Source organism: Rhodocyclus gracilis (assembly GCF_009617575.1).
Classification (GTDB): domain Bacteria; phylum Pseudomonadota; class Gammaproteobacteria; order Burkholderiales; family Rhodocyclaceae; genus Rhodocyclus; species Rhodocyclus gracilis.
In genome coordinates, this window is record NZ_WIXJ01000007.1 from 54,901 (window position 1) to 76,291 (window position 21,391).

At 66.7% G+C, this 21,391-nt stretch carries 22 protein-coding genes; 12 read left to right on the top strand and 10 right to left on the bottom strand.

The features are described from left to right. Positions 1 to 298: 298 nt before the first annotated feature. The 4 genes from nifV to nifM all read left to right on the top strand — a co-directional run bounded on the left by nifV (position 299) and on the right by nifM (position 3,221). Positions 299 to 1,489, top strand: a complete 1,191-nt coding sequence (gene nifV, locus GHK24_RS10250) for a homocitrate synthase (protein ID WP_153472884.1) — start codon at positions 299 to 301, stop codon at positions 1,487 to 1,489. Between the two features lie 85 nt (positions 1,490 to 1,574). Beyond that, positions 1,575 to 1,925, top strand: coding sequence for a nitrogenase-stabilizing/protective protein NifW (nifW, locus tag GHK24_RS10255; RefSeq protein WP_153472786.1), 351 nt, complete (start codon positions 1,575 to 1,577; stop codon positions 1,923 to 1,925). After that, a complete protein-coding gene (locus GHK24_RS10260; RefSeq protein ID WP_153472787.1) occupies positions 1,922 to 2,389 on the top strand; it encodes a nitrogen fixation protein NifZ in 468 nt (155 codons plus the stop codon). The genes nifW and GHK24_RS10260 overlap by 4 nt, the downstream gene beginning before the upstream one ends. After that, positions 2,370 to 3,221 (top strand): nitrogen fixation protein NifM, encoded by an 852-nt coding sequence (gene nifM, locus GHK24_RS10265; RefSeq protein WP_153472788.1) that lies wholly within the window; start codon positions 2,370 to 2,372, stop codon positions 3,219 to 3,221. Before GHK24_RS10260 ends, nifM begins: the two co-directional genes overlap by 20 nt. A 178-nt stretch (positions 3,222 to 3,399) precedes the next feature. On the opposite strand, the gene pntB is transcribed toward nifM, so the two are convergent. From pntB to rsxG, 10 genes are read right to left on the bottom strand one after another with little or no spacing between them, the layout of a single operon-like run. Continuing rightward, positions 3,400 to 4,809 (bottom strand): Re/Si-specific NAD(P)(+) transhydrogenase subunit beta, encoded by a 1,410-nt coding sequence (gene pntB, locus GHK24_RS10270; protein ID WP_153472789.1) that lies wholly within the window; start codon positions 4,807 to 4,809, stop codon positions 3,400 to 3,402. A gap of 12 nt (positions 4,810 to 4,821) precedes the next feature. After that, on the bottom strand, positions 4,822 to 6,402 hold the full coding sequence (locus GHK24_RS10275) for a Re/Si-specific NAD(P)(+) transhydrogenase subunit alpha (RefSeq protein ID WP_153472790.1): 1,581 nt from the start codon (positions 6,400 to 6,402) through the stop codon (positions 4,822 to 4,824). 22 nt (positions 6,403 to 6,424) lie between these two features. Next, entirely contained in the window at positions 6,425 to 6,703 is a 279-nt protein-coding gene (locus GHK24_RS10280) for an RnfH family protein (protein ID WP_153472791.1), read from the bottom strand. Beyond that, complete coding sequence (locus GHK24_RS10285) at positions 6,704 to 7,822, bottom strand: RnfABCDGE type electron transport complex subunit D (protein WP_153472792.1); 1,119 nt, start codon at positions 7,820 to 7,822, stop codon at positions 6,704 to 6,706. It lies immediately after the preceding gene. After that, positions 7,819 to 9,312, bottom strand: a complete 1,494-nt coding sequence (gene rsxC / locus GHK24_RS10290; RefSeq protein WP_153472793.1) for an electron transport complex subunit RsxC — start codon at positions 9,310 to 9,312, stop codon at positions 7,819 to 7,821. Before rsxC ends, GHK24_RS10285 begins: the two co-directional genes overlap by 4 nt. A gap of 18 nt (positions 9,313 to 9,330) precedes the next feature. Beyond that, positions 9,331 to 9,858 carry an RnfABCDGE type electron transport complex subunit B gene (locus GHK24_RS10295; RefSeq protein WP_153472794.1) on the bottom strand — a complete coding sequence of 176 codons (528 nt, stop codon included), beginning with the start codon at positions 9,856 to 9,858 and terminating at the stop codon, positions 9,331 to 9,333. A gap of 16 nt (positions 9,859 to 9,874) precedes the next feature. Beyond that, positions 9,875 to 10,456 (bottom strand): electron transport complex subunit RsxA, encoded by a 582-nt coding sequence (gene rsxA / locus GHK24_RS10300; protein ID WP_153472795.1) that lies wholly within the window; start codon positions 10,454 to 10,456, stop codon positions 9,875 to 9,877. A 9-nt stretch (positions 10,457 to 10,465) separates the two neighbouring features. Then, positions 10,466 to 11,071: a SoxR reducing system RseC family protein gene (locus GHK24_RS10305; RefSeq protein WP_228384657.1), complete on the bottom strand. Its 606-nt coding sequence runs from the start codon at positions 11,069 to 11,071 to the stop codon at positions 10,466 to 10,468. A gap of 4 nt (positions 11,072 to 11,075) precedes the next feature. Next, positions 11,076 to 11,753, bottom strand: coding sequence for an electron transport complex subunit E (locus GHK24_RS10310; RefSeq protein WP_153472796.1), 678 nt, complete (start codon positions 11,751 to 11,753; stop codon positions 11,076 to 11,078). 1 nt (position 11,754) lies between these two features. Then, complete coding sequence (gene rsxG, locus GHK24_RS10315) at positions 11,755 to 12,354, bottom strand: electron transport complex subunit RsxG (protein WP_153472797.1); 600 nt, start codon at positions 12,352 to 12,354, stop codon at positions 11,755 to 11,757. 376 nt (positions 12,355 to 12,730) lie between these two features. Between rsxG and nifL the strand changes: the two genes are divergently transcribed. The 8 genes from nifL (at position 12,731) to draG (ending at position 21,142) form a co-directional block, all read left to right on the top strand. Then, the gene (gene nifL, locus GHK24_RS10320; RefSeq protein WP_153472798.1) at positions 12,731 to 14,269 is read left to right on the top strand and encodes a nitrogen fixation negative regulator NifL; all 1,539 of its coding nucleotides are present in this window, start codon (positions 12,731 to 12,733) and stop codon (positions 14,267 to 14,269) included. Between the two features lie 11 nt (positions 14,270 to 14,280). Continuing rightward, positions 14,281 to 15,888: a nif-specific transcriptional activator NifA gene (nifA, locus tag GHK24_RS10325; protein ID WP_153472799.1), complete on the top strand. Its 1,608-nt coding sequence runs from the start codon at positions 14,281 to 14,283 to the stop codon at positions 15,886 to 15,888. A gap of 244 nt (positions 15,889 to 16,132) precedes the next feature. Beyond that, positions 16,133 to 17,698 (top strand): nitrogenase cofactor biosynthesis protein NifB, encoded by a 1,566-nt coding sequence (nifB, locus tag GHK24_RS10330; protein WP_340666168.1) that lies wholly within the window; start codon positions 16,133 to 16,135, stop codon positions 17,696 to 17,698. Between the two features lie 2 nt (positions 17,699 to 17,700). Then, the gene (locus GHK24_RS10335) at positions 17,701 to 18,054 is read left to right on the top strand and encodes a 4Fe-4S dicluster domain-containing protein (RefSeq protein WP_153472801.1); all 354 of its coding nucleotides are present in this window, start codon (positions 17,701 to 17,703) and stop codon (positions 18,052 to 18,054) included. Then, positions 18,054 to 18,485, top strand: a complete 432-nt coding sequence (locus GHK24_RS10340; protein WP_153472802.1) for an ArsC/Spx/MgsR family protein — start codon at positions 18,054 to 18,056, stop codon at positions 18,483 to 18,485. Before GHK24_RS10335 ends, GHK24_RS10340 begins: the two co-directional genes overlap by 1 nt. 9 nt (positions 18,486 to 18,494) lie before the next feature. After that, a complete protein-coding gene (locus GHK24_RS10345) occupies positions 18,495 to 19,760 on the top strand; it encodes an FprA family A-type flavoprotein (protein ID WP_153472803.1) in 1,266 nt (421 codons plus the stop codon). A 14-nt stretch (positions 19,761 to 19,774) separates the two neighbouring features. After that, positions 19,775 to 20,062, top strand: a complete 288-nt coding sequence (locus tag GHK24_RS10350; RefSeq protein ID WP_153472804.1) for a 2Fe-2S iron-sulfur cluster-binding protein — start codon at positions 19,775 to 19,777, stop codon at positions 20,060 to 20,062. A 120-nt stretch (positions 20,063 to 20,182) separates the two neighbouring features. Beyond that, positions 20,183 to 21,142, top strand: a complete 960-nt coding sequence (gene draG, locus GHK24_RS10355; RefSeq protein WP_340666169.1) for an ADP-ribosyl-[dinitrogen reductase] hydrolase — start codon at positions 20,183 to 20,185, stop codon at positions 21,140 to 21,142. The last annotated feature ends 249 nt before the right edge of the window (positions 21,143 to 21,391 follow it).

Below are 21,391 nucleotides of genomic sequence, written 5' to 3' on the forward strand. Positions count from 1 at the left end.
TCATGCGAAAAAACTCCCTGAAGCGAATGAAGAGTGGCGGCGGCGGCCCGACTCGGGGCACATAAGACACCGGGCATCCGGTGCCGGATGCGCAGCACAGCGCACAACATACGCCCAGCCGTTCGCCCAAAGGGCGTCGATTATGCGACCCCGGCACGGGCGCAGCAAGCTGCCGACAAGGCCAGCGCCACGCCGCCCGAGCGTCTGTCGGGTTCACGACAAGCGCCACTGAACGACAGCGCGCAGCCCCGAGAAATCAAGCACATGCCACGGGCACGAGAATTGCGTCGTGAGCGGCATGGAAAACGCGCCCGACCTCCCTCCTGCCCACGGCTCCGCTGCCGCTGGCCGGATCACCGTCAACGACACCACGCTGCGCGATGGTGAGCAGTCGGCGGGCGTCGCTTTTCTGCTCGAAGAAAAGCTCGCCATCGCACAAGAACTCGACGCGCTCGGCGTGCCGGAAATGGAAGTCGGCATTCCGGCGATGGGCGAGCACGAGCGGGCGAGCGTGCGCGCCGTCGCCAGCCTGGGGCTGAACGCGCAGCTGATGGTCTGGAGCCGTCTGACGGCGGCCGACATCGACGCCTGCGCCGGCCTTGGCGCGCAGATGATCGATATTTCGGTGCCCGCCTCCGACCAGCATTTGCGGCACAAGGTGCACCGCGACCGCGACTGGCTGCTCGCCACACTGCCGGCGCACATCGCCCGTGCGCAAGGGCTGGGCTTGCGCGTCTGCGTCGGCGCCGAAGACGCCTCGCGGGCCGACCCGGATTTCCTCTGGCGCATCGCCGACACCGCCCAGCGCGCCGGTGCGGTGCGCTTCCGCTACGCCGATACGCTCGGCATTCTGGAGCCGTTTGGCGTCTGTGAGCGCATCGCCGCCTTGCGCGCGCGCTGCGATCTCGCCATTGAAATGCATGCCCATGACGATCTGGGGCTGGCCACGGCGAACACGCTCGCCGCCGTGCGGGCGGGCGCGACGCATCTGAACACAACGGTCAACGGCCTCGGCGAGCGTGCCGGCAACGCCCCGCTCGAAGAGGTGGTGCTGGCGCTGCAACGCTGTCACGGCGTCGACACCGGCATCGATCTGCGACGCTTTCCGCCTCTCTCGCAGCGCGTCGCCCGCGCCGCCGGACGGCCGGTGCACTGGCAGAAGAGCATCGTCGGCGATGGCGCCTTCACGCACGAAGCGGGAATCCACGTCGACGGCCTGCTGAAGCATCCAGCCAACTACGAAGGCTTCGACCCGGCGCTGGTCGGGCGCAGCCATCGCCTCGTTCTCGGCAAGCACTCCGGGCCGCGCGCCGTACAGGCGATCATGCGCCGCCTGGGGCATGAACTCGATACAGCAGCGGCGCAGAGCATGCTCGACGCCGTCGGCGCCTTCGTCCTGCGCGAGAAGCGCCCGCCCGACGACGACGAACTGCACGCGCTCTGGCAGGCAATGCAGGAGTGCCGCCCCGCCTCGGCGGCGCATGGCTGAGCCGCCGCCGTGAGCCTGCTCCGAATACGCCAACACGCCACCAACGCGCAAGCACACAAACGCCAAAACACTCCGGGAGACCTCGATGACACGCAACGATAGCAACGAGCGCGACGCGAGCCGCCGTTTCGCGGAAGACCTCGCCGAACTCGAATCGGCCGAGGACTTCCTTGCCTATTTCGGTATCGACTACGAGCCGGGCCGCGTGCACATCTGCCGGCTGCATATCCTGCAACGCTTTCACGATTATCTGGAGGGGCACCGCCAGCGCAACGGCGAGCCGACGCGTGAGGATTACCGGGCCTTGCTGCAACACGCCTACGCCGACTTCGTCGATTCCGACGCGCAGACGGAGAAAGTCTTTCGCGTCTTCAAGAAAGCCGCCGGCATCGCCACGGTGCCCGTGTCGGCCATCACGCGTGCGGGGCCGCGATGAACCACCGTTGGCAGCAGGGCGACGCCGTGCGCCTGATACGCAATGTGCGCAATGACGGCACCTATCCGGGCAAGGACACCGGTGATCTGCTGGTTCGCCGCGGCAGCGTCGGCGTCGTCGTCGATGTCGGCACCTTTCTCATGGATCAGATCATCTATTCGGTCAACTTCCTCGATAACCAGCGCATCGTCGGCTGCCGCGAAGAAGAGTTGCAGGGCGCCGAAGAGGAGTGGACGCCCAGTCGCTTCGAGACACGCGAACGCGTCACCAGCCTGCGCGCGCTGGCGAGCCAGGGCGAGGTGCTCGTCCCGCCGGGCGCGGCGGGCGAGATCATGACTATCGAGCGCGACGGCGGCGAACTGCGCTATCACGTGCATTTCGCCTGCCGGCCGGGGCGCGTTTTCGCCGTCCCCGAAGACTGTCTGCGCGCTGGCGGAGGAAGTGATGAACGCACGTCCTGTTGATGCTGCGCCCTATCTGACGCTCAAACTGGCGCACGCGCTCTTCAAGAAGGCCCCCTCGGCCCTCAGTGACGAAGAACGCCTGCGTGTCGCCGACGTCGCCGAGCGGCAGTGCATCATCGAAATGCGCCTTCTGGGCACGCCGGAGGCGGCGGGCGTCATCCTGCGCGAAGACGCCATCGCCCACGCGCTCGCCGAGATCCGCGCGCGCTTTACCAGCGACGCCGAGTATCACGCCGACCTCGCCCTGAACGGCCTGGTGCACGAAACCCTGCGCGAGGCGATCATCCGCGATCTGAAGGTCGAAGTCGTCCTCGAAAAGGTCGGCAGCCGCGCCGCGCCGGTCGACGACACCGAGGTCGAGATTTTTTACCTGATGCACCCGGAACGCTTCACCGCGCCGGAGACGCGCACGCTGCGCCATATCCTGCTCACCATCAACGACGAGATGGCCAACAGCGACCGGGCATCCGTGTGGACGCGCATCAACGACATCCGCGAACGCCTGCTCCGCGCGCCTGAGCGCTTCAACGAACAGGCGCTCAAGCACTCGGAATGCCCGACGGCAATGAACGGTGGCCTGCTCGGCGAACTGCCGCGCGGCAAGCTCTTCCCGGAAATCGATCAGGTCGCCTTTGCGCTGGCCGAAGGCGAACTCTCGGCCATCGTCGAATCGCCAATGGGCTTTCATCTGCTGCGCTGCGACGCCATCAAGGGGGGCAGCGGACTGATACCGCTCGCCAGCGTGCGCGAACGTATCCGTCAGCACATCAGCGACGGCCGTCGCCGGACAGCGCAAAAGGCATGGCTGGCCGCCCTGCTGCGCACGCGCTGAACGACCGGCGGGCAACGCGGACAGCGCCGGACAGCGCAATAAAAACGGGAGACGACGCATCGTCTCCCGTCTGGGTAGCGCCTGCACGCCAGCCAGGAAGCGTGGCGTGGAGGGCCGCTTGCCGCGGGGGCGCCACGTGCGGCCTGCAAGCCGCCGTGCGCCCGCCGTCTGCCGTCGATCAAGCCTTCAGGCCGGCCAGCACTTCGTTCAGCATCGCCTTCGCGTCGCCGAAGAGCATGCGGTTGTTTTCCTTGTAGAACAGCGGGTTGTCGACACCGGCGTAGCCAGAGGCCATGGAGCGCTTCATGACGATCGAGGTCTTCGCCTTCCACACTTCGAGCACCGGCATGTTGGCAATCGGCGAGGTCGGGTCTTCTTGCGCCGCCGGATTGACGATGTCGTTGGCGCCGATGACCATCGTCACGTCGGTTTCGGGGAAATCGTCATTGATTTCGTCCATTTCCATCACGATGTCGTACGGCACCTTGGCTTCGGCCAGCAGCACGTTCATGTGACCCGGCATCCGACCAGCCACCGGGTGAATGCCGAAGCGCACGTTGACACCCTGCGCACGCAACTGCTGGGTGATCTCGGACACCGCGTGCTGCGCCTGCGCGACAGCCATGCCGTAGCCGGGAACGATGATGACGCTCTTCGCCGTTTTCAGCAGATCCGCCGTTTCTTGCGCGCTGATCGGCGTCACCTCGCCTTGCGGTTCGCCGCTGGCCTTGGCCGGGGAACCGCTGGCCGCACCGAAGCCACCGGCAATGACGCTGAAGAAATTTCGGTTCATCGCGCGGCACATGATGTACGAGAGGATCGCGCCCGACGAACCGACCAGCGCACCAGTGACGATCAAGAGGTCGTTGGAGAGCATGAAGCCCGTCGCCGCGGCCGCCCAACCCGAGTAGCTGTTGAGCATGGAGATCACCACCGGCATGTCGGCACCGCCGATGGCCATGACCATATGCACGCCGAAGAGTAGCGCGACGACGGTCATCACCGCCAGCGGCAGCATGCCGTCGGCGACGGTCGGCGCATGCAGGAAAGCGTAGCCGAAACCGACGACGATGAGCAGACCGAGCAGGTTGATGAAGTGCCGGCCGGGCAGCAGGACCGGCTTGCCGCCGATGCGCCCGGAGAGCTTGCCAAAGGCGATCAGCGAACCGGAGAAGGTGATCGCGCCGATGAAGATGCCGACGTAGATTTCGACTTCGTGGATGGTCTTTTCGGCTTCGCTGGCAAAACTCAGCGAGGTGTCGATATCGCTGGCGAAGCCGACCAGACAGGCAGCGAGACCGACCAGCGCGTGCATCAGGGCGACGAGTTCGGGCATTTGCGTCATCTGCACGCGGCGCGCCGCATACAGACCGATACTGCCGCCGACGGCCATGGCGGCCATGATCCACGGCACACCGGCCAGCGTGACACGCGGCCCGACGACGGTCGCCAGCACCGCCAGCGCCATGCCGAGCATGCCGTAGAGGTTGCCGCGCCGCGACGTCTCGGCAGCCGACAGGCCGCCAAGGCTGAGGATGAAGAGGACGATTGCTGCGATGTAGGAAACAGTGACGAGATTGGATGACATAGCGCGCGAGCCTTACTTGCGGAACATCGCCAGCATGCGGCGGGTAACGGCGAAACCGCCGAACATGTTGATGCTGGTGAGCACGATACCGAGCACAGCCAGCCAGCGAATCCAGTCGTCCGGACGTAGCACCTCGGCGCCGGCGAGCGGCGGCGCGATCTGCACCAGAGCACCAATGGCGATGATGCTGGAAACGGCGTTGGTGACGCTCATCAGCGGCGTGTGCAGCGCGGCCTTGACGTTCCACACCACCATGTAGCCGACAAAACAGGCCAACACGAAAACCGTGAAGTGTCCGAGGAAGGCCGTCGGCGCATAAGCGCCAATCAGCCAGAACAGCGCCGCGCCGACACCGAAGACGCCGGCCAGCGCATTGGCGCTCATCGGCCCGCTGGCTTCTTCCTTCTTGGCGGCGACCGGTACGGCGGCCGCCGGCTTGGCTTGCGCTGGCGCGGCGGAGAGCTTCGGCGGCGGGGGCGGCCAGGTGATCTCGCCGCTCTTGATGACGGTGGCGCCACGGATGACTTCGTCGTCCATGTTGACGTCGAGGTTGCCGTCCTTGGCCTTGCACAACTCTTCGGTCAGCCGCAGCAGGTTGGTCGCGTAGAGCGTCGAGGACTGCTTGGCGAGGCGGCTCGGCAAATCGGTGTAGCCGATGATGGTGACGCCGTGACGCACGACGACTTCGCCGGGGACCGTCAGCTCACAGTTGCCGCCCTGCTCGGCGGCAAGGTCGACGATGACGCTGCCCGCCCGCATGCTCTGCACCATTTCGGTGGTGATCAGCTTCGGCGCCGGCTTGCCGGGGATGAGTGCGGTGGTGATGATGATGTCGACGTCTTTCGCCTGCTTGGCGAAGGTCGCCTTCTGCGCTTTCTGGAAGCCTTCGCTCATCACCTTGGCGTAACCGCCGACGCCGCTGCCTTCTTCTTCGTACTCGACGGGGACGAATTCCGCGCCGAGCGACTTGATCTGGTCGGCAACTTCGGGACGCGTGTCGTTGGCGCGCACGATGGCACCGAGACCGACCGCGGCGCCGAGAGCCGCCAGGCCGGCGACACCGGCACCGATGACGAAGACCTTGGCCGGCGGCACCTTGCCGGCGGCGGTAATCTGGCCGGTGAAGAAGCGGCCGAAGTGATGTGCTGCCTCGATCACGGCGCGATAGCCGGCGATATTGGCCATCGAACTCAGGGCATCCATCTTCTGCGCGCGCGACATGCGCGGCACGCTGTCCATCGCCAGCACCGTGACCTTGCGGGCGGCCAGAGCCTGCATCAACTCGGGGTTCTGCGCCGGCCAGATGAAGCTGACGAGGGTGGCGCCCTCCTTGAGCAGCGGCACCTCGTCCATGCTCGGGGCGCGCACTTTGAAGATAACGTCGGCGCTGCTCCAGACTTCGGCAGCGGTGGCGGCGATACGCGCACCGGCGGCAACGTAGCTCGCGTCGTCGAAGTTGGCCAGAGCGCCAGCATCACGCTCGACGACAACGGTAAAACCCAGTTTGATCAGTTTCTCGACAAGGTCGGGAACCGTGGCGACACGCTTTTCGGCAGCGTAAGTCTCCTTCGGGATTCCGATACACAGTGGCATGGCAGGACTTTCAGCAAAAACGTTAATCGTCGTCAGACTCGCCCGCGCGCCGAGGCACACTTTGCGGGTCGCAGGTGATGCTTCGGTGGATTTCGACTCGATCACCGGCTTTGAGTTCAGTATCGAGTTTTACGAGCCGCCCGAAGATTCCCACTTTCTGGCTGTCGAGATCAATAGCGGGGAACAATTTCAGCACCCCGGATTTCTCGATGGCGCCCGCCACGGTGGTGCCCTCGGCGACTTCGAGGGTGAGCCAGACCTGCTGCTGCGACGCGTCCGAGTAGGCCACTCCGATCTGCATTTAATACTCCCGTCCGACGATGGGGCGCGCGGCCATGGCCGGCGCGTCGAGTGCGACGCCCTGCCGGTCGCGGCCATACACGCGCGGTTTTACATAGCGGTCGATGATCGGTGTCAGCGAATTCATCAACAGCACGGCGAAGGCGACGCCTTCGGGATAGCCGGCCCAGGTACGGATGACGTACGTCAGCACACCGCAACCGGCGCCGAAGATCAACTGACCACGCGCCGTATTCGGCGAAGTCACGTAGTCGGTGGCGATGAAAAACGCGCCGAGCATGGCGCCGCCCGACAGGAGATGCGTCGTCGCGTCGAGATAGCGCGCCGGATCGACCAGATGCAGCAGCGCGGCCGGCACGGCGATGCCCGCCAGCATGGCGACCGGAATGTGCCAGCTGATGACGCGACGAACGATCAGCAGCAACCCGCCGGCGGCGATCAGCCAGGACGCCGTCTCGCCGAGGCTGCCGGGGCGACTGCCAAGCCAGGAGAGCGACGGCGCGTGCGGCAACGACTGCAGGAGATCGACGCCGCGCGACATTTCGGTTTTGGCAAAGCCGAGCAAGGAGGCGCTGGACACCGCATCAAGCCCCTGAGGAATGCCCTTGAGCGTCACCAGGAGCCCGCTGATCGGCCCCGGCGCCGCCGCCATGTCGATGGGCAGGGGCGCCACCCACGCCGTCATCTGCACCGGGAAGGAGATCAGCAAGGCAACGCGTGCCACCATCGCCGGGTTGAAAAGATTCTGCCCGAGACCGCCGAAGGCCTGCTTGCACAGCATGGTCGCGAACAGCCCGCCCAGGGCGCCGATCCACCAGGGTGCCCAGGGCGGCAGCGAGACGGCCAGCAACCAGCCGGTGAGCATGGCCGAGCCGTCGAAGAGCACCGGCACGGCGCGACGCTCCATCAGGCGCAGACAGACCGCCTCGCCGAGCATGGCGAAGGCCACGGTGATCAGCCACAGATAGATCGACGGCCAGCCGTACAGCCAGAAGCCGTAGAGCGTCGCCGGAGTCAGCGCCAGCATGACCGTCGCCATGACGGCCGTCACGCTGCCCGACGTACTCGCGTGCGGCGCCGCCACCGGTGCGGCGGCAGACGTTCTCGACAGTGCGCTCATACCGTTTCTCCCGGAGTTTCCTGACGTTCGGCGGCGGCCTTGGCGGCGGCACGCTCGGCCTTGCGGCGCAGCGCCGCTTCGGCTTTTTCGCGGGCCTCGCGTTCGAGACGCAGCACGCGGGCTTCTGCCAGACGCCGACTGGCGTCGTTACGCAAACGGGTACGCTCGCGCGCCGACAACTCGCCTTTGGCGTGGCTGAAGTACTGCACCAGCGGAATGTGCGACGGGCACACCCAGGCGCAGCAGCCGCAGGAGATGCAGTCGCCCAGCATCAGGGCGGCGGCTTCGTCGAACTTGTCGTGGCGGATGCGCGCTGCCATTTCCAGGGGCAGGAGCCCCATCGGGCAGGCGCGCGTGCAACTGCCGCAGCGGATGCATGGCCCGGCCGGCGGGATCGTCGCCTCGCGGGCGTCGAAGGCGAGGATGCCGGAGGCCCCCTTCACCAGCGGAATCTTGCCATGCGCCAGCGGCGAACCCATCATCGGGCCACCCAGAATGAGGCGGGACGGCGCTTCATGCAGCCCGCAAAACGCCAGCAGCTCGTCGACCAGCGTGCCGAGCGGCGCGAAGACATTGCCCGGTTCGCGCACGGCACCGCCGTTGACGGTGACGATGCGCTCGACCAGCGGGCGACCAAGCCGCACCGCCTGATGCACGGCGGCGCAGGTCGACACGTTATGCACCAGCACGCCGACTTCGGCGGCACGCGCGTCGGCCGGCACCTCACGCCCCGTCAGCGTCTGGATCAACTGCTTGTCGGAACCCATCGGGTAACGCGCCGGCACCGGGCAGATGTTCACTTCCGCGAACGGCGCCGCTGCCAACTGCATGGCGGCGATGGCTTCCGGCTTGTTGTTCTCGATGCCCACCAGCACCTGCGTCGCGCCGATGGCGTGCATGACGATGCGCGCACCATCGACGACCTCGCTGGCGCGGTCGCGCATCAGGCGGTCGTCGGACGACAGATACGGCTCGCATTCGCCGCCGTTTACGATCAGCGTCGCCACCTTGAGGCGCTGCCCCAGAACGAATTTGACGGCGGACGGGAAGGTCGCCCCGCCAAGGCCGACGACGCCCGCCGCCGCCGTGCGGCGGGTAATCTCTTCGGGAGCCAGGGAAAACGGGTCGGCGACGGCGTCAGCGTCGATCCAGCGCTCGGCAAAATCCGACTCCAGCGTGATTGCGGTAAAGCCCAGGCCCGACGGATGCGGCGCCGTCACCTCGCCGATGGCGACGACCTGCCCCGATACCGGCGAGTGCACCGGCGCCGAGATGTTGCCCTGCGCCGCCGCCAGCAACTGCCCCTTCAACACCTTCTCGCCGACCTGCACCACCGGCCGCGCCGCGCCGCCGACGTGCTGCTGCAAGGGCATATAGAGACGCGCCGGTGGCGGCAGCACGCGCAACGGCTGGTCGGCCGCCGGACGCTTGTGGTCGTCGGGATGCACGCCCCAGGCGGGGTCCTTGAATAAACGATCGATCAGTCCCATGGCCTTCTCTCTTGGTACTTACGCAATGGCCGGCTTCGGCCAGATCCAGTGCTGCAAGGTGACGGGCACCGGCACCAGCGCCATCGCCTCGGTCGGGCAGCGTTCGATGCAGGCGCCGCAGCCGGTGCAGGCATCGCGGATGACGTTGTGGATCTGCTTGGGCGCGCCGATCACGGCGTCGGTCGGGCATACCTTGATGCAGCGGCAGCAGCCGATACAGATGTCCTCGCTGACTTGCGCGAGCTTTGGCCCGTCATCCACCACCTGCGACAGATCGGCCTTGACGCCGAGCCTGGCGGCCAGCGCCTCGGCCAGCGCCCGTCCGCCGGGCGGGCAGAGCGTCACCGGCGCCTCGTGGCGCGCCAGCGCCGCCGCCGCCTGCGCGCAGCCGACGTAGCCGCATTGACCGCACTGCGAGCCGGGCAGCATCGACTGCAACTCGGCTTCAATCGGGTTTTCTTCCACCGCCAGATACCGCGCGGCCACACCGAGCAAGGCGCCGAGCGCCAGGCCCATCAAGGTCAGACTGCCAATCGCCACCCACATGAGGTTTCCTCCCCGCTCAACCGGTACTGATGCCGGAAAAGCCCATGAATGCCATCGCCAACAGGCTGGCAACGATGAAACCGATCGGCGGGCCGGCGAAGAGGCGCGGCACCTGAGCCAGCGCCAGCCGTTCGCGCAGTCCGGCGAAGATGATCATGACAAGGCTGTAACCAGCCGCCGAGGCAAAGGCGAACAGCGTCGAGGCGAGGAAACTCAGCTTGCCCTCGACGAGCAGCAAGGCGACGCCGAGCACCGCGCAGTTGGTCGTGATCAGCGGCAGATAGATGCCGAGCATCTGAAACAGCGACGGCGATACCTTGCGGATCGTCATCTCGGTGAATTGCACGGCGCTGGCGATGACGAGGATGAAGGTCACCGTACGCAGAAACCCGAGGCCGTAGGCATCCAGCAGGTAGTGCTGGACGGCCCAGTCGGCCATCGAAGAGACGGTGATGACGAAGGTCGTCGCCATGCCCATGCCGGCCGCCGTATCGATGCGCGTCGTCACTCCCATGAACGAGCACAGGCCAAGAAAGCGGGCGAGGATCACGTTATTGACCAGCGCCGCGCCGACCATCATCAGGGCGAGTTCTTTCATCTTCGATCCTTAACCTGTCGAGTCGGTGGAGCAGGATTCATCGGCTCTGGCCCGGCGCAGATAGCGCGGCGCCAGCTCGCCGCGCGCCGACAGGCGGCGGGCAACGCCGCCCGCCAGAAGCAAGCCGGCGCCAAGGCCGCCGAGCATGGCGAACATCGTCACCGCGTCGCTGCCGACGAGGCCTTCGGCGACACCGCCCGCCGCGAAAGCCGTCAGCAGCGGGATCGCGTAGGCGGTGAGCGAAGCGCGCACCAGCGAGCGTTCTTCGACACCGATGACGACGCGTTCGCCGATCCGCAAGGGCGGCGAGGCCACGTTCGCCGACAAGGGAAAGCGGCGGGCTTCGAGGCGGCTGGCCAGCGTGCCGACGCCCTTGGCGCCGCAGCGTGAGGCCGCCGCACAGCCGCCGCAACTCGTCGTCTGCTCCGGTTCGAGCCAGACACGCTCGCCATCGACGCAATCGACGGCGACGACGCGGGCGATGCCTTCGACGCGCGGCCGCTGCGGCGAGACCGGGGAGGCCAACGCGGTCGATGAAAGCGGAGCCGTCGCAGTCGAGGCCCGCGAAGCAGGGGGCGGCGAAACGATGGGAATCATGCTGAGAGAGGTTTTCATGGACTCAGGCCGGCGCACTGTGCGCGCCCCCCATCTGGATTTCGCGGCCTGCCCGTAGATCGAAGAGGCGTTTGACGACGACCATCAGCCCGGTGATGAGGAAGCCGCCGGGCGGCAGGATCATCATCAGCACGCCCATGTCGGCGGGCAGGATGCGCATCTCGATCGCCTTGAAGGCCGGGCCGAGCAACAGCGAGGCGTCGGCAAACAAGGTGCCGGAGCCGAGAATCTCGCGCACGGCGCCGACCGAGGTCAGCGCCAGCGTGAAGCCGATGCCCATGAACAGGCCGTCGACCAGCGCCGCCAGCGGTGGCTGCTTGGCGGCAAAGGCTTCCAGGCGCGCCAGCGGCAGACAGTTGGAAACGATCAGCGGGATGAACAGGCCAAGCACCTTGTACAGCTCGTGCATCCACGCGTTCATCGCCAGATCGACGAGCGTCACCATCGAAGCGACGATGAGGATGAACACCGGAATGCGGATCTCCTGCGTGATGCGCTGACGGAACAGCGCCACCAGAAGACTCGATGCCGCCATGACGACGGCGGTCGCCAGCCCCATGCCGAAGCCGTTGGTGGCGCTGGTCGTCATCGCCATCGCCGGGCACAGGCCAAGCAGCATGCTGAGTACGCCGTTGTTACTCCACAGCCCGTCGCTGACGATGGTCTTGTAGTCGGTCTTCATCTCAATTCGCCTCCAGCAGGGCGGCCTTGTTCGCCGCGAAGAAGTCGAGACCGCCGTGAATGGCGCGGACGACGCCGCGCGGCGTGATCGTCGCGCCGGCAAACTGGTCGAAATCGCCGCTGTCTTTTTTCACCTTCCAGCGCTCGGGCGCCGGGTTGCCGAGGGAAAGGCCAGTGAAACGCAGGATCCAGTCGCCCTTCTTGACCTCGATCTTGTCGCCCAGCCCCGGCGTTTCCTTGTGCGCGAGCACGCGCACGCCAAGGACGCGGCCATCGGCATCGACGCCGAGCATGAGACGGATTTCGCCGGAGTAGCCGGTGCCGAAAATCTCGTAGGCGACGCCCGTCACCCGCCCCTGCCGCCGCGCCCGATAGATGGTGATTTCGCGTCCCTCGTCGTTTTTCAGGGTGAGGGTGTCGGTGACCGGCTGGTTGTCGTGCAGCTCGTCCGGCAGCACCTGCGACAGCGAATTCTGTTTGTCGTCGAGCGCGCGGGCGGCGATGTCGTCGCTCGTCATGCGGTCGGTGACGGCGAGCACGGCACCGAAGCCGAGACAGAAGGTGCCGAGAATCACACCGTGAATCATGGAAGATCGCTTCATGAGGTCGCCTGCCTTGTGCGCGGGACGCGAACACCGTTGCCGGAGCCAGAGTGCCGCGTGTCGTTCTGAGCGTTCATGTCAAACCTGTCGATGCGGATGAGCGTCTCAGCGCACATTCCGTGCCAACGGCCGGCAAGCGCGGGCGAATTCGGGGCGCCGTGCGCTAAGCCCGCACCAGAATAGAGATTTCCGCGCGCACGCCGCCGCCGCGTCGAAGAACCTCGCCGGCAGGCCGCGCCGCCTTGTGTCGCAAGTCCTACACGCTGCAACAAATCCCACAAAGGCGGCATGCCAACATCACCCATGGCCGTGGCACGGAATATGCAAAGATGCTGATGATCGGTGCGCCTCCTGCACCCGCCCTCAGGACACGTTCATGGCTCACGACACCCATATCGCCGCCGACACCGTTCAGCCGGCCGGCATCCTGCCGGAAGTCTTTCGCGAAGCCGTCGCCCAGGCCGACGTGGCGATCTCGATCACCGACACGGCAGCGACGATCCTTTACGTCAATCCGGGTTTCGAGCGGGTCACCGGTTATTCGCTCGCAGAAGCGCGCGGCCAGAACCAGTCGCTGCTCTCCGCCAAGACAACGCCGCCGGCGGTCTATACGCAGCTCTGGGAGACCATCGGCAAAGGTGAGCCGTGGAGCGGCCGGCTGGTCAACCGCCGCCGCGATGGCAGCGAATATCTGGCGGATCTGATGATCACGCCGGTGCGTGATGGCGACGGGCGTGTCGCCAACTATCTGGGCATCCACCGCGACATCACCGAACTGCACCGGCTGGAATGTCAGGTGTGCAATCAGAAGGCACTGATCGAGTCGGTCGTCGACTCGGCACCGCTCGCCATGGCGCTGCTCGACGGCGAACGGCGCGTCGTCCTCGACAACCTGCAATACAAGAAGCTGACGAGCGAACTGGGCGTCGGCGAGGCGGCGAAGATCATTCTCGACGCCGTCCGCGCCGAACACGGCGACACCCTCGGCGTGCCGCGCGACGGAGCACAGGCCTTCGCCGACCGCGAAATCCGCATTGATCGCGAAGGCGGCAAGGCGCCGCGCTGGTTCTCGTGTACCGGCACCTGGGTACGTAGCGTGAACGCCGCGACCTACGCCTTTTTTGGCGCGCGCGACAGCATTTATCTGCTGCTTATCGCCAAGGAAATCACCCAGCAGCGCGCCCAGCAGGAGCAGGCGCGCATGGCGGCCCTGCAAGCGATGATGGCCGAAGAAAACCGCGTCAGCGGCCTGCGCGAAAGCCTTTCCGCCGCCCTCTTTCACATGGAAGGGCCGATGAACGTGCTGGCGTCGGTCGTCGCCATGCAGGGACGGCGCGGCCAGCACGATCCGACGGCCGCCGCTCTCGGCGAAGCCCTGCGCGCCGGCCAGCAGGCGCTCGACACGCTGCGCCGCGCGACGCCCGATCTCATCGGCGAAAGCGTCTCGGCAGCCAACATCAATGAACTGCTGCGCGACGTACTCGATCTGGCGACCGTCCGCCTGCTGCGCGCCGGCATCATGGTCACCTGGAAGCCGCAGGCGACGCTGCCGGTGATCTACGGCCGACCGGTGCGCCTGCGCTCGATGTTCAAGGCGCTCGTCGACAACGCCATCGACGCCATGAACACCAAAGGCTGGCAGCGGCGCGAACTGACCGTCGTCACCCGCAGCCGGGCCGGCAGCGTCGAAGTGCTGATCGAGGACAGCGGGCCGGGCATCCCGCCCGCCCTGCACCTGAAAGCCTTCGAGCCCTTCTTCACGACCAATCCGGGCGGCGTGCGCCACGCCGGCACCGGCCTGTCGATGGCCCAGCAAGTCGTTGCCGACCACGAGGGCATCATCGAAATCGACGCCGACTACGACAGTGGTTGCCGCATGCGCGTCGCCCTGCCCTGTCAGCGCGAAACCTTCTGAGGATACGGCCGATGGTTCATACACCACCTTCCGCGCCGCGCTTTGCCTCGCAGATCGAGGAGGAACGCGGCCAATGCCGTCTCGACGTCGACACGATCTACCGCGTCAGCGAAATCCTCTCGCGCTCGCTCGACTACCGGCAGACGATGCGCGATGTCCTCGCCGCGCTCGCCGACGCCGGTCTCGGACGCGGTCTCATCATCGTCATTGACGCCGAAAGCGGCGACTTGATGGTCAACGCCGTGCACGGCTTCGACGCCAGCGCCTTCACGCCGGTGCGCTACCAGTCCGGCGAAGGCGTACTCGGCATGGTATTCGAGGCCGGCGAGACGATCATCGTCGATGCGCCGGGGCGCGATCCGCGCTTCCTCAACCGTCTCGGCATCTACGATTCGACGCTGCCCTTCATCGCCGCGCCGATTGCCGCCGGCGAACGGCAACTGGGCGTGCTCGGCGTGCAACCCGATGTCGCGGGCGCCGGCATCCTCGCCGAATGTGCGCGCTTCGTCGAAATGATCGCCAACCTGATCGGCCAGAGCGTGCGGCTCGCGCTCAAGGTCGACGAAGAAAAGAAAAGTCTCGCCGAAGAGCGCGACAGCCTGCGCCGGACGGTGCGCGGGCGTTACGGCTTCGACAACATCGTCGGCCGCTCGGCGGCGATGCGCCGCATCTTCGATCAGGTCCGCCTCGTTGCGAAGTGGAACACGACCGTGCTCATCCGTGGCGAAACGGGCACCGGCAAGGAGCTGATCGCCAACGCGATTCACTACAACTCGCCACGCGCGCGGGCGCCTTACGTGCGCCTCAACTGTGCGACGCTGCCGGAAAGTCTGCTCGAATCGGAGCTTTTCGGCCACGAGAAAGGCTCGTTTACCGGCGCCGTTGGCGCGCGCAAGGGGCGTTTCGAGTCGGCCGACGGCGGCAGCCTCTTCCTCGACGAAATCGGTGAAATCTCACCCGCCTTCCAGGCCAAGCTGCTGCGCGTTCTGCAGGAGGGCGAATTCGAGCGCGTCGGCGGCAACCGGACGCTGAAGGTTGACGTGCGTGTCATCGCCGCGACGCACCGCGACCTCGAAGCTGCGGTCGATGCCGGCGATTTCCGCGAAGACTTGTATTACCGGCTCAACGTCATGCCCATCCTGTTGCCGGCGCTGCGCGAGCGTAGCGAAGACATTCCCGATCTGGCGCGACACCTGATCGTCCGCATCGGCGAACAGCAAGGACGCGCGCTGACCCTGCAGGAATCGGCCGTGCGGCGCCTGACGCAATACAGCTGGCCGGGCAATGTGCGCGAACTCGAAAACTGCCTTGAACGCGCGGCGGTGATGTCGGAAAACGGCGTCATCGACGCCGAGCTGATTCGCCTCGACCGCTTCCGTCAGGCGGTGAGCCCCGGCGGACGCAGCAGCCAACACAGCGCACCGAGCGTCGCCGAAGCAGCGCCAGGCGAGCGCCACGAGAGCTACGACGCGGGCGAACCGAGCGAGCGCGACCGCGTCATTGCCGCGCTCGAACAGGCCGGCTGGGTACAAGCCAAAGCCGCCCGCCTGCTCGGCATGACGCCACGGCAGATCGCCTACCGCATTCAGACGCTCGCCATCGAAGTAAAGCAGTTTTAGACCAGCGAGCGGCGGCGCCCCCGAACGCGCCCCAACTCTCTAAACGCGCCCCAACGCGCAACGAGACGCCACCACGATTCGCCGCCGCCCGCCACACCACAAGGCGGGCCGGCGGCGACGCAGGCTGTGACATTTGCGACAAGGCCGAAACGGCCGCCTTGAAAATCAATGCCTTAAACGCTGGCACAGCCGTTGCTCAGGACTCTGCGGACCCCCAACGCGGAGAAACATCGTGGAGCTTCCTGTGACTGCCCCCCCGACGCCCACGGGCGGCTGTAGCGCCCAGGGCTGTGGTTCGAGCGAACGGCAACAGGCCGGCCTGCCGGACGATATCCGGCGACGCGTGCAGGATCACCCCTGCTATTCCGAAGAGGCGCACCACCACTTCGCGCGCATGCACGCCGCCGTCGCGCCGGCCTGCAACATCCAGTGTCACTACTGCAATCGCAAGTACGACTGTGCCAACGAATCGCGGCCGGGCGTGGTTTCCGAAGTGCTGACGCCCGAGCAGGCGGTGCGCAAGACCCTCGTCGTCGCGGCGGCGATCCCGCAGATGTCGGTACTCGGCATCGCCGGCCCCGGCGATCCTCTGGCCAATCCGGAGCGCGTCTTCGCCACCTTCCGCGATCTCGCGGCAAAGGCGCCGGACATCAAGCTGTGCGTATCGACCAACGGTCTGGCGCTGCCTGAACACGTCGATGAACTGGCGCGGCACAACATCGAACACGTCACCATCACCATCAACTGCGTCGATCCCGACATCGGCGCTCAGATCTATCCGTGGATTTTCTGGCAACACCGCCGCGTCTTTGGCCGCGAGGCGGCCGCCATCCTCATCGAACAGCAGCAGAAGGGGCTGGAGATGCTGGTGGCGCGCGGCATTCTGGTAAAGGTCAATTCGGTGCTGATTCCCGGCGTCAACGACCGGCACCTGCGCGACGTATCGCGCATTGTCAAAGCCAAGGGCGCCTTCCTGCATAACGTCATGCCGCTGATTTCGGCGCCCGAGCACGGCACCTTTTACGGTCTGAGCGGGCAACGCGGCCCGACGCCCGCCGAACTGCAAGCCGTGCAGGACGACTGCGAAGGCAACATGAACATGATGCGGCACTGTCGCCAATGCCGCGCCGACGCCGTCGGCCTTCTCGGCGAGGATCGCGGCGCCGAATTCACGCGCGAAAAAATCGACGCCATGCTCATCGACGAAGAATTCACCCGCGCCGCGCTGGCCCGCCGGGTGGAGATGCGCCAACGTATCGACGCCGAACGGCAGGCGCGCGCGCAGGAACGCAGCGCGCAAGCGACCGGGAAAGCCGGCGGCATCGTCTCGCCCTGCGGCACGGCCACGCCCGCCAGCAGCCAACACGTCATCACCCTGCACCGCCCGGCGAGGAGCTGCGTCGTCGCGCCGCCGCCCGGCCGCCCGGTGCGGATGGCGGTGGCCGCCAAAGGCGGACGCGTCGCCGTGCACTTCGGCCATGCGCGGGAGTTTCTGGTCTACGAAGCGAGCGCTGACGGCGCCCGGCTGATCGGCCATCGCCAGACCGACCTCTACTGTTCGGGCGACGATAGCTGTGGCGATGCGGCGAGCGTACTGAGCCGCACCATCGCCGCGCTTGCCGGCTGCGAAGTGGTGCTGTGCGCGAAGATCGGCTTCGAGCCCTGGAGCAAGCTGGAAGCCGCCGGCATCACGCCGAACGGCGAACACGCGCTGGAAGACGCCGCAGCGGCCGTCATGGCGGTCTGGCACGAGATGCTCGCCGCCGGTCGGCTCGCCGCCTCCGCCGACGACACACGCCGGAGCGCCTGACGATGGCGCTTGCGATTGTCGATAGCTGCGTGAACTGCTGGGCCTGTCTGCCTGTGTGCCCGAACCAGGCGATCCAGGCGGCGGCACCGCCCGATCTGCCGCACTTCAGCATCGACGCGATGGCCTGTAGCGAATGCCTCGGCGATTACGCGCGACCGCAATGCGCCGAGATCTGCCCGGTCGAGGGCGCCATCGTCGACGAACTGGGCGACGCGCTCAATCCGCCCGGCTCCCTGCTCGGCCTGTCGCCGGCGCAATGGCAGGACGTCCAGCAGCGCTGCGTTCAACAAGGCAACCCGCAGCAAGACACGACCCAACGCGCAAACACGTCGGCAGCGCGCGGGGAGACGCCCTGATGGCGCACATCACCTTCTACGAAAAATCCGGCTGCTCCGGCAACGCGCGCCAGAAGGCACTGCTGATCGCCGCCGGCCACGAAGTGCTCGCCCGCGACCTGCGCAAGGAAGCGTGGTCACGTGAGCGCTTGCTCGCCTTCTTCGGCACGCGGCCGGTGGCGCAGTGGTTCAACCGCAACGCGCCGGCCGTGAAATCCGGCGAGATCGTTCCCGAGACGCTGACGGCAGAGGCGGCGATGGCACTGCTGCTGCGCGAGCCTCTCCTGATCCGCCGGCCTCTGCTCGAAGTCGGTGAAACCCGCCAGGTCGGCTTCGACCCGGTCGCCATCGATGCCTGGATCGGTCTCGGTGAAGCCTGCCCGGCCGATATCGACACCTGCCGCCACGGCGACGAGACGGCGGCGCGCTGCCGCGACCCCTTGGCGGAGTGAGGCGACGCCATGGCCGTCCTGACTCCGGACACTCCCGTCCCCCACGCGGCGGCGCGCGTCATCGCCCGCGACGTCCACTGGATCGGCGCGCTCGACCCGGAGTTACGCCGCTTCGACCTCTTGCTCGACAGCGCGCACGGCACGACCTACAACGCCTATTGCGTGCGCGGCAGCGCCGGCGTCTCCATCGTCGATACGGTCAAGGAGACCTTCGCCGATGAGTTTTTCCGGCGGCTGGAAAGCGTCGCCGATTACGACGAAATCCGCGCCATCGTCCTCAACCATCTCGAACCGGACCATTCCGGCGCCCTGCCCGAACTGCGGCGACGGGCGCCAAAGGCGCGCCTGTACGTCTCGTCGCGCGCGCAGATGATGCTCAAGGGCGTGCTGCACGGCACGGCCGGCGAATTCACCGCCGTGCAGACCGGCGATCACCTCGACCTCGGCGACCGGCGCCTGCGCTTCCTGCAAACGCCATATCTGCATTGGCCCGACACGCAGTGCACCTATCTCGAAGGCGACGCCCTGCTTTTCTCCGGCGACATCTTTGGCAGTCACTACTGCGACGCGCGCCTGTTCAATGACGCGGTCGGCAGCTTTCGCGCCGCCTTCGAGCAGTACTACGCGTGCATCATGCGGCCCTTCGCGCGCGAGGTGCGGCAGGCGCTGGCGCTGATCGAACCGCTGCCGCTGCGGCTGATTGCGCCTGCCCACGGCCCGATCCTGCGCGACGCGCCGGCCTATTACCTGTCGCGTTACCGCGAACTGTCGACGCCGTCGCCGGCCACAGGTGAGCACACGCTACTGGTCTTTTACCTGTCGGCGTATGGCAACACGCGGCGCATGGCCGAGGAGTTGGCAAGGGCTGCCGCCAGCGACGAAGTGCGCGTCGAACTGATCGACCTCGACGGCGCCGCCATCGCCCCGCTGCTCGAGCGCATCGAACGCGCCGACGCCATCGCCTGCGGCAGCCCGACGATCAACGGCGACGCCGTCAAGGCGGTCTGGGACCTGCTCTCCTCGCTGACCTGCATCGACGTGCGCGGCAAGATCGGCGCCGCCTTCGGCTCCTACGGCTGGAGCGGCGAAGCGGTGCGCATGATCGAGGAGCGTCTGCGCGGCTTGAAGCTGCGCACGCCGCTGCCGGGCGTCCGCGCACGCCTGACGCCCGGCAGCGACGAACTCGCCGCCTGCCGCAGCCTCGGCCACGATCTGGCGCTGCATCTGTGCGGCCGCGCCGAACACCGCACCATCGACATGGCCTCGCTGGCCTGAAAGGAAAAAAACTCATGCCCAAAGCCAAGGTCACCTTTGAGGATGTCGGCGTCACCGTCACGGTACCTGCCGGCACGCGCCTCATCGAAGTCTCCGAAAAGGTCGGCGCCGGCATCACCTACGGCTGCCGCGAAGGCGAGTGCTGCACCTGCCTGACGAAGATCGTCGCCGGCGGCGAACACCTGACGCTGCCGAGCATTCTCGAAGCGCAGGTGCTCAAGGACAACCTCGCTCCGCGGCAGCATCGTCTGGCCTGTCAGGCGCAGGTGCTGTGTGGCGAAATCGTCGTTGCGCCGGCGTAAACGGCCGACACCCGCCGCCCGCCGGTGTGGCGGCAGCGCTTGCCGGGCATCACTCCCCGCGCCTTGCCGCGACGCGCCGGTGGCGCAGCAAACTCAGGCCAGCGAGCCGAAGGGCGTTCCGTGATACGACTGCCGTCTCCGAGAAACCCCGCACCGGGCGTACTGACGCGCGCCGAAGCCGCCTACCTGGGTCTGGCGCTGGGCGACGCCCTCGGCGCGACGGTGGAATTCATGACACCGCGCGAAATCCGCGCCCAGTACGGCGTGCACGACAGCATTCGCGGCGGCGGCTGGCTGCGCCTGAAAGCCGGCAAAGTCACCGACGACACGACGATGAGTCTGGCACTGGGCCACGCCATCGTCGCCGGCAAGGGCACGGTCGACGCGCTCGCCTGCGCGCAGGCGCTCGACGGCTGGATGCGCAGCAAACCGGTCGACATCGGCAACACGGTGCGGCGCAATCTCGTCGAATTCCGCCGCACCGGCACGCCCTGCGCGCCGCCGTCGGAGCTGGATGCCGGCAACGGTGCCGCCATGCGCGTGCTGCCGGTGGCGCTCGCCACGTTCGGTGCCGATGACGCGACGGTGCAGGCCGCCGTACGCGCGCAGGCGCATGTCACCCACAATAACCCCGACTCCGACGCCGCAACGGAGCTGGTCGCCTTCCTCGTACAGGAAGGCTTGCGCGGCGCGAGCCGGCAGGCGATGTACCGGCGCCGCATCGCGCCCTTTCTGCGCGAACATCCGCAATTCGCCTTTCGCCCGAAGCGCCGCGACAACCCAAGCGGCTGGATCGTCGAGACCATGCAGGCCGTCCTGCAAGCCCTGCTCGACACGGCGAACTTCGAGGACTGCCTGATCGATGTGGTCAATCGCGGCGGCGACGCCGACACCACCGGCGCCATCGCCGGCATGCTCGCCGGCGCGCTGTATCAACCGGCGGCGCTGCCGGCGCGCTGGCTGAACGCGCTCGACCCGGAGATCGCCAAAGCCACGCGCGCGCAGGCGTCGGCCCTCATCGATCTCGCCTGCGCCCGCTCGACAAACGGCGAGTCGGACGGCGCCCCGCGCCACGACTGAGGGCGGCCGCAGAAGCGGCCAATCCGGCGTGCGCGCCGAGGCACGCCATCGCATTCCCGCGCCATAAAACCCCTTCTCGCCATGTATCAAAAAATAACGGTTCGCATATTGCAATTCATCGCAATATCGCTTCTACTCGCGGCGCTTGATGAGAGCCTGTAGCAACACGCGGGAATTGCGCCCTGTCGCCGGAAAATCCTATCCGGGCGGAATACCAATACCCGCACGTCGTCAATACGCAAACCAGTA

What these genes read in the sequence shown, in the direction of transcription:
- nifA (WP_153472799.1), top strand. Translation starts at nt 14,281, where the DNA reads ATGGTTCATACACCACCTTCCGCGCCGCGCTTTGCCTCGCAGATCGAG.
- GHK24_RS10285 (WP_153472792.1), bottom strand. Translation starts at nt 7,822, where the DNA reads ATGAGCGCACTGTCGAGAACGTCTGCCGCCGCACCGGTGGCGGCGCCG.
- GHK24_RS10310 (WP_153472796.1), bottom strand. Translation starts at nt 11,753, where the DNA reads ATGAAGACCGACTACAAGACCATCGTCAGCGACGGGCTGTGGAGTAAC.
- pntB (WP_153472789.1), bottom strand. Translation starts at nt 4,809, where the DNA reads ATGTCATCCAATCTCGTCACTGTTTCCTACATCGCAGCAATCGTCCTC.
- GHK24_RS10305 (WP_228384657.1), bottom strand. Translation starts at nt 11,071, where the DNA reads ATGAAAACCTCTCTCAGCATGATTCCCATCGTTTCGCCGCCCCCTGCT.
- nifW (WP_153472786.1), top strand. Translation starts at nt 1,575, where the DNA reads ATGACACGCAACGATAGCAACGAGCGCGACGCGAGCCGCCGTTTCGCG.
- GHK24_RS10345 (WP_153472803.1), top strand. Translation starts at nt 18,495, where the DNA reads ATGGCCGTCCTGACTCCGGACACTCCCGTCCCCCACGCGGCGGCGCGC.
- rsxG (WP_153472797.1), bottom strand. Translation starts at nt 12,354, where the DNA reads ATGAAGCGATCTTCCATGATTCACGGTGTGATTCTCGGCACCTTCTGT.
- GHK24_RS10295 (WP_153472794.1), bottom strand. Translation starts at nt 9,858, where the DNA reads ATGTGGGTGGCGATTGGCAGTCTGACCTTGATGGGCCTGGCGCTCGGC.
- rsxA (WP_153472795.1), bottom strand. Translation starts at nt 10,456, where the DNA reads ATGAAAGAACTCGCCCTGATGATGGTCGGCGCGGCGCTGGTCAATAAC.
- GHK24_RS10350 (WP_153472804.1), top strand. Translation starts at nt 19,775, where the DNA reads ATGCCCAAAGCCAAGGTCACCTTTGAGGATGTCGGCGTCACCGTCACG.
- GHK24_RS10275 (WP_153472790.1), bottom strand. Translation starts at nt 6,402, where the DNA reads ATGCCACTGTGTATCGGAATCCCGAAGGAGACTTACGCTGCCGAAAAG.
- nifL (WP_153472798.1), top strand. Translation starts at nt 12,731, where the DNA reads ATGGCTCACGACACCCATATCGCCGCCGACACCGTTCAGCCGGCCGGC.
- nifV (WP_153472884.1), top strand. Translation starts at nt 299, where the DNA reads ATGGAAAACGCGCCCGACCTCCCTCCTGCCCACGGCTCCGCTGCCGCT.
- GHK24_RS10340 (WP_153472802.1), top strand. Translation starts at nt 18,054, where the DNA reads ATGGCGCACATCACCTTCTACGAAAAATCCGGCTGCTCCGGCAACGCG.
- GHK24_RS10280 (WP_153472791.1), bottom strand. Translation starts at nt 6,703, where the DNA reads ATGCAGATCGGAGTGGCCTACTCGGACGCGTCGCAGCAGCAGGTCTGG.
- rsxC (WP_153472793.1), bottom strand. Translation starts at nt 9,312, where the DNA reads ATGGGACTGATCGATCGTTTATTCAAGGACCCCGCCTGGGGCGTGCAT.
- GHK24_RS10260 (WP_153472787.1), top strand. Translation starts at nt 1,922, where the DNA reads ATGAACCACCGTTGGCAGCAGGGCGACGCCGTGCGCCTGATACGCAAT.
- nifM (WP_153472788.1), top strand. Translation starts at nt 2,370, where the DNA reads ATGAACGCACGTCCTGTTGATGCTGCGCCCTATCTGACGCTCAAACTG.
- GHK24_RS10335 (WP_153472801.1), top strand. Translation starts at nt 17,701, where the DNA reads ATGGCGCTTGCGATTGTCGATAGCTGCGTGAACTGCTGGGCCTGTCTG.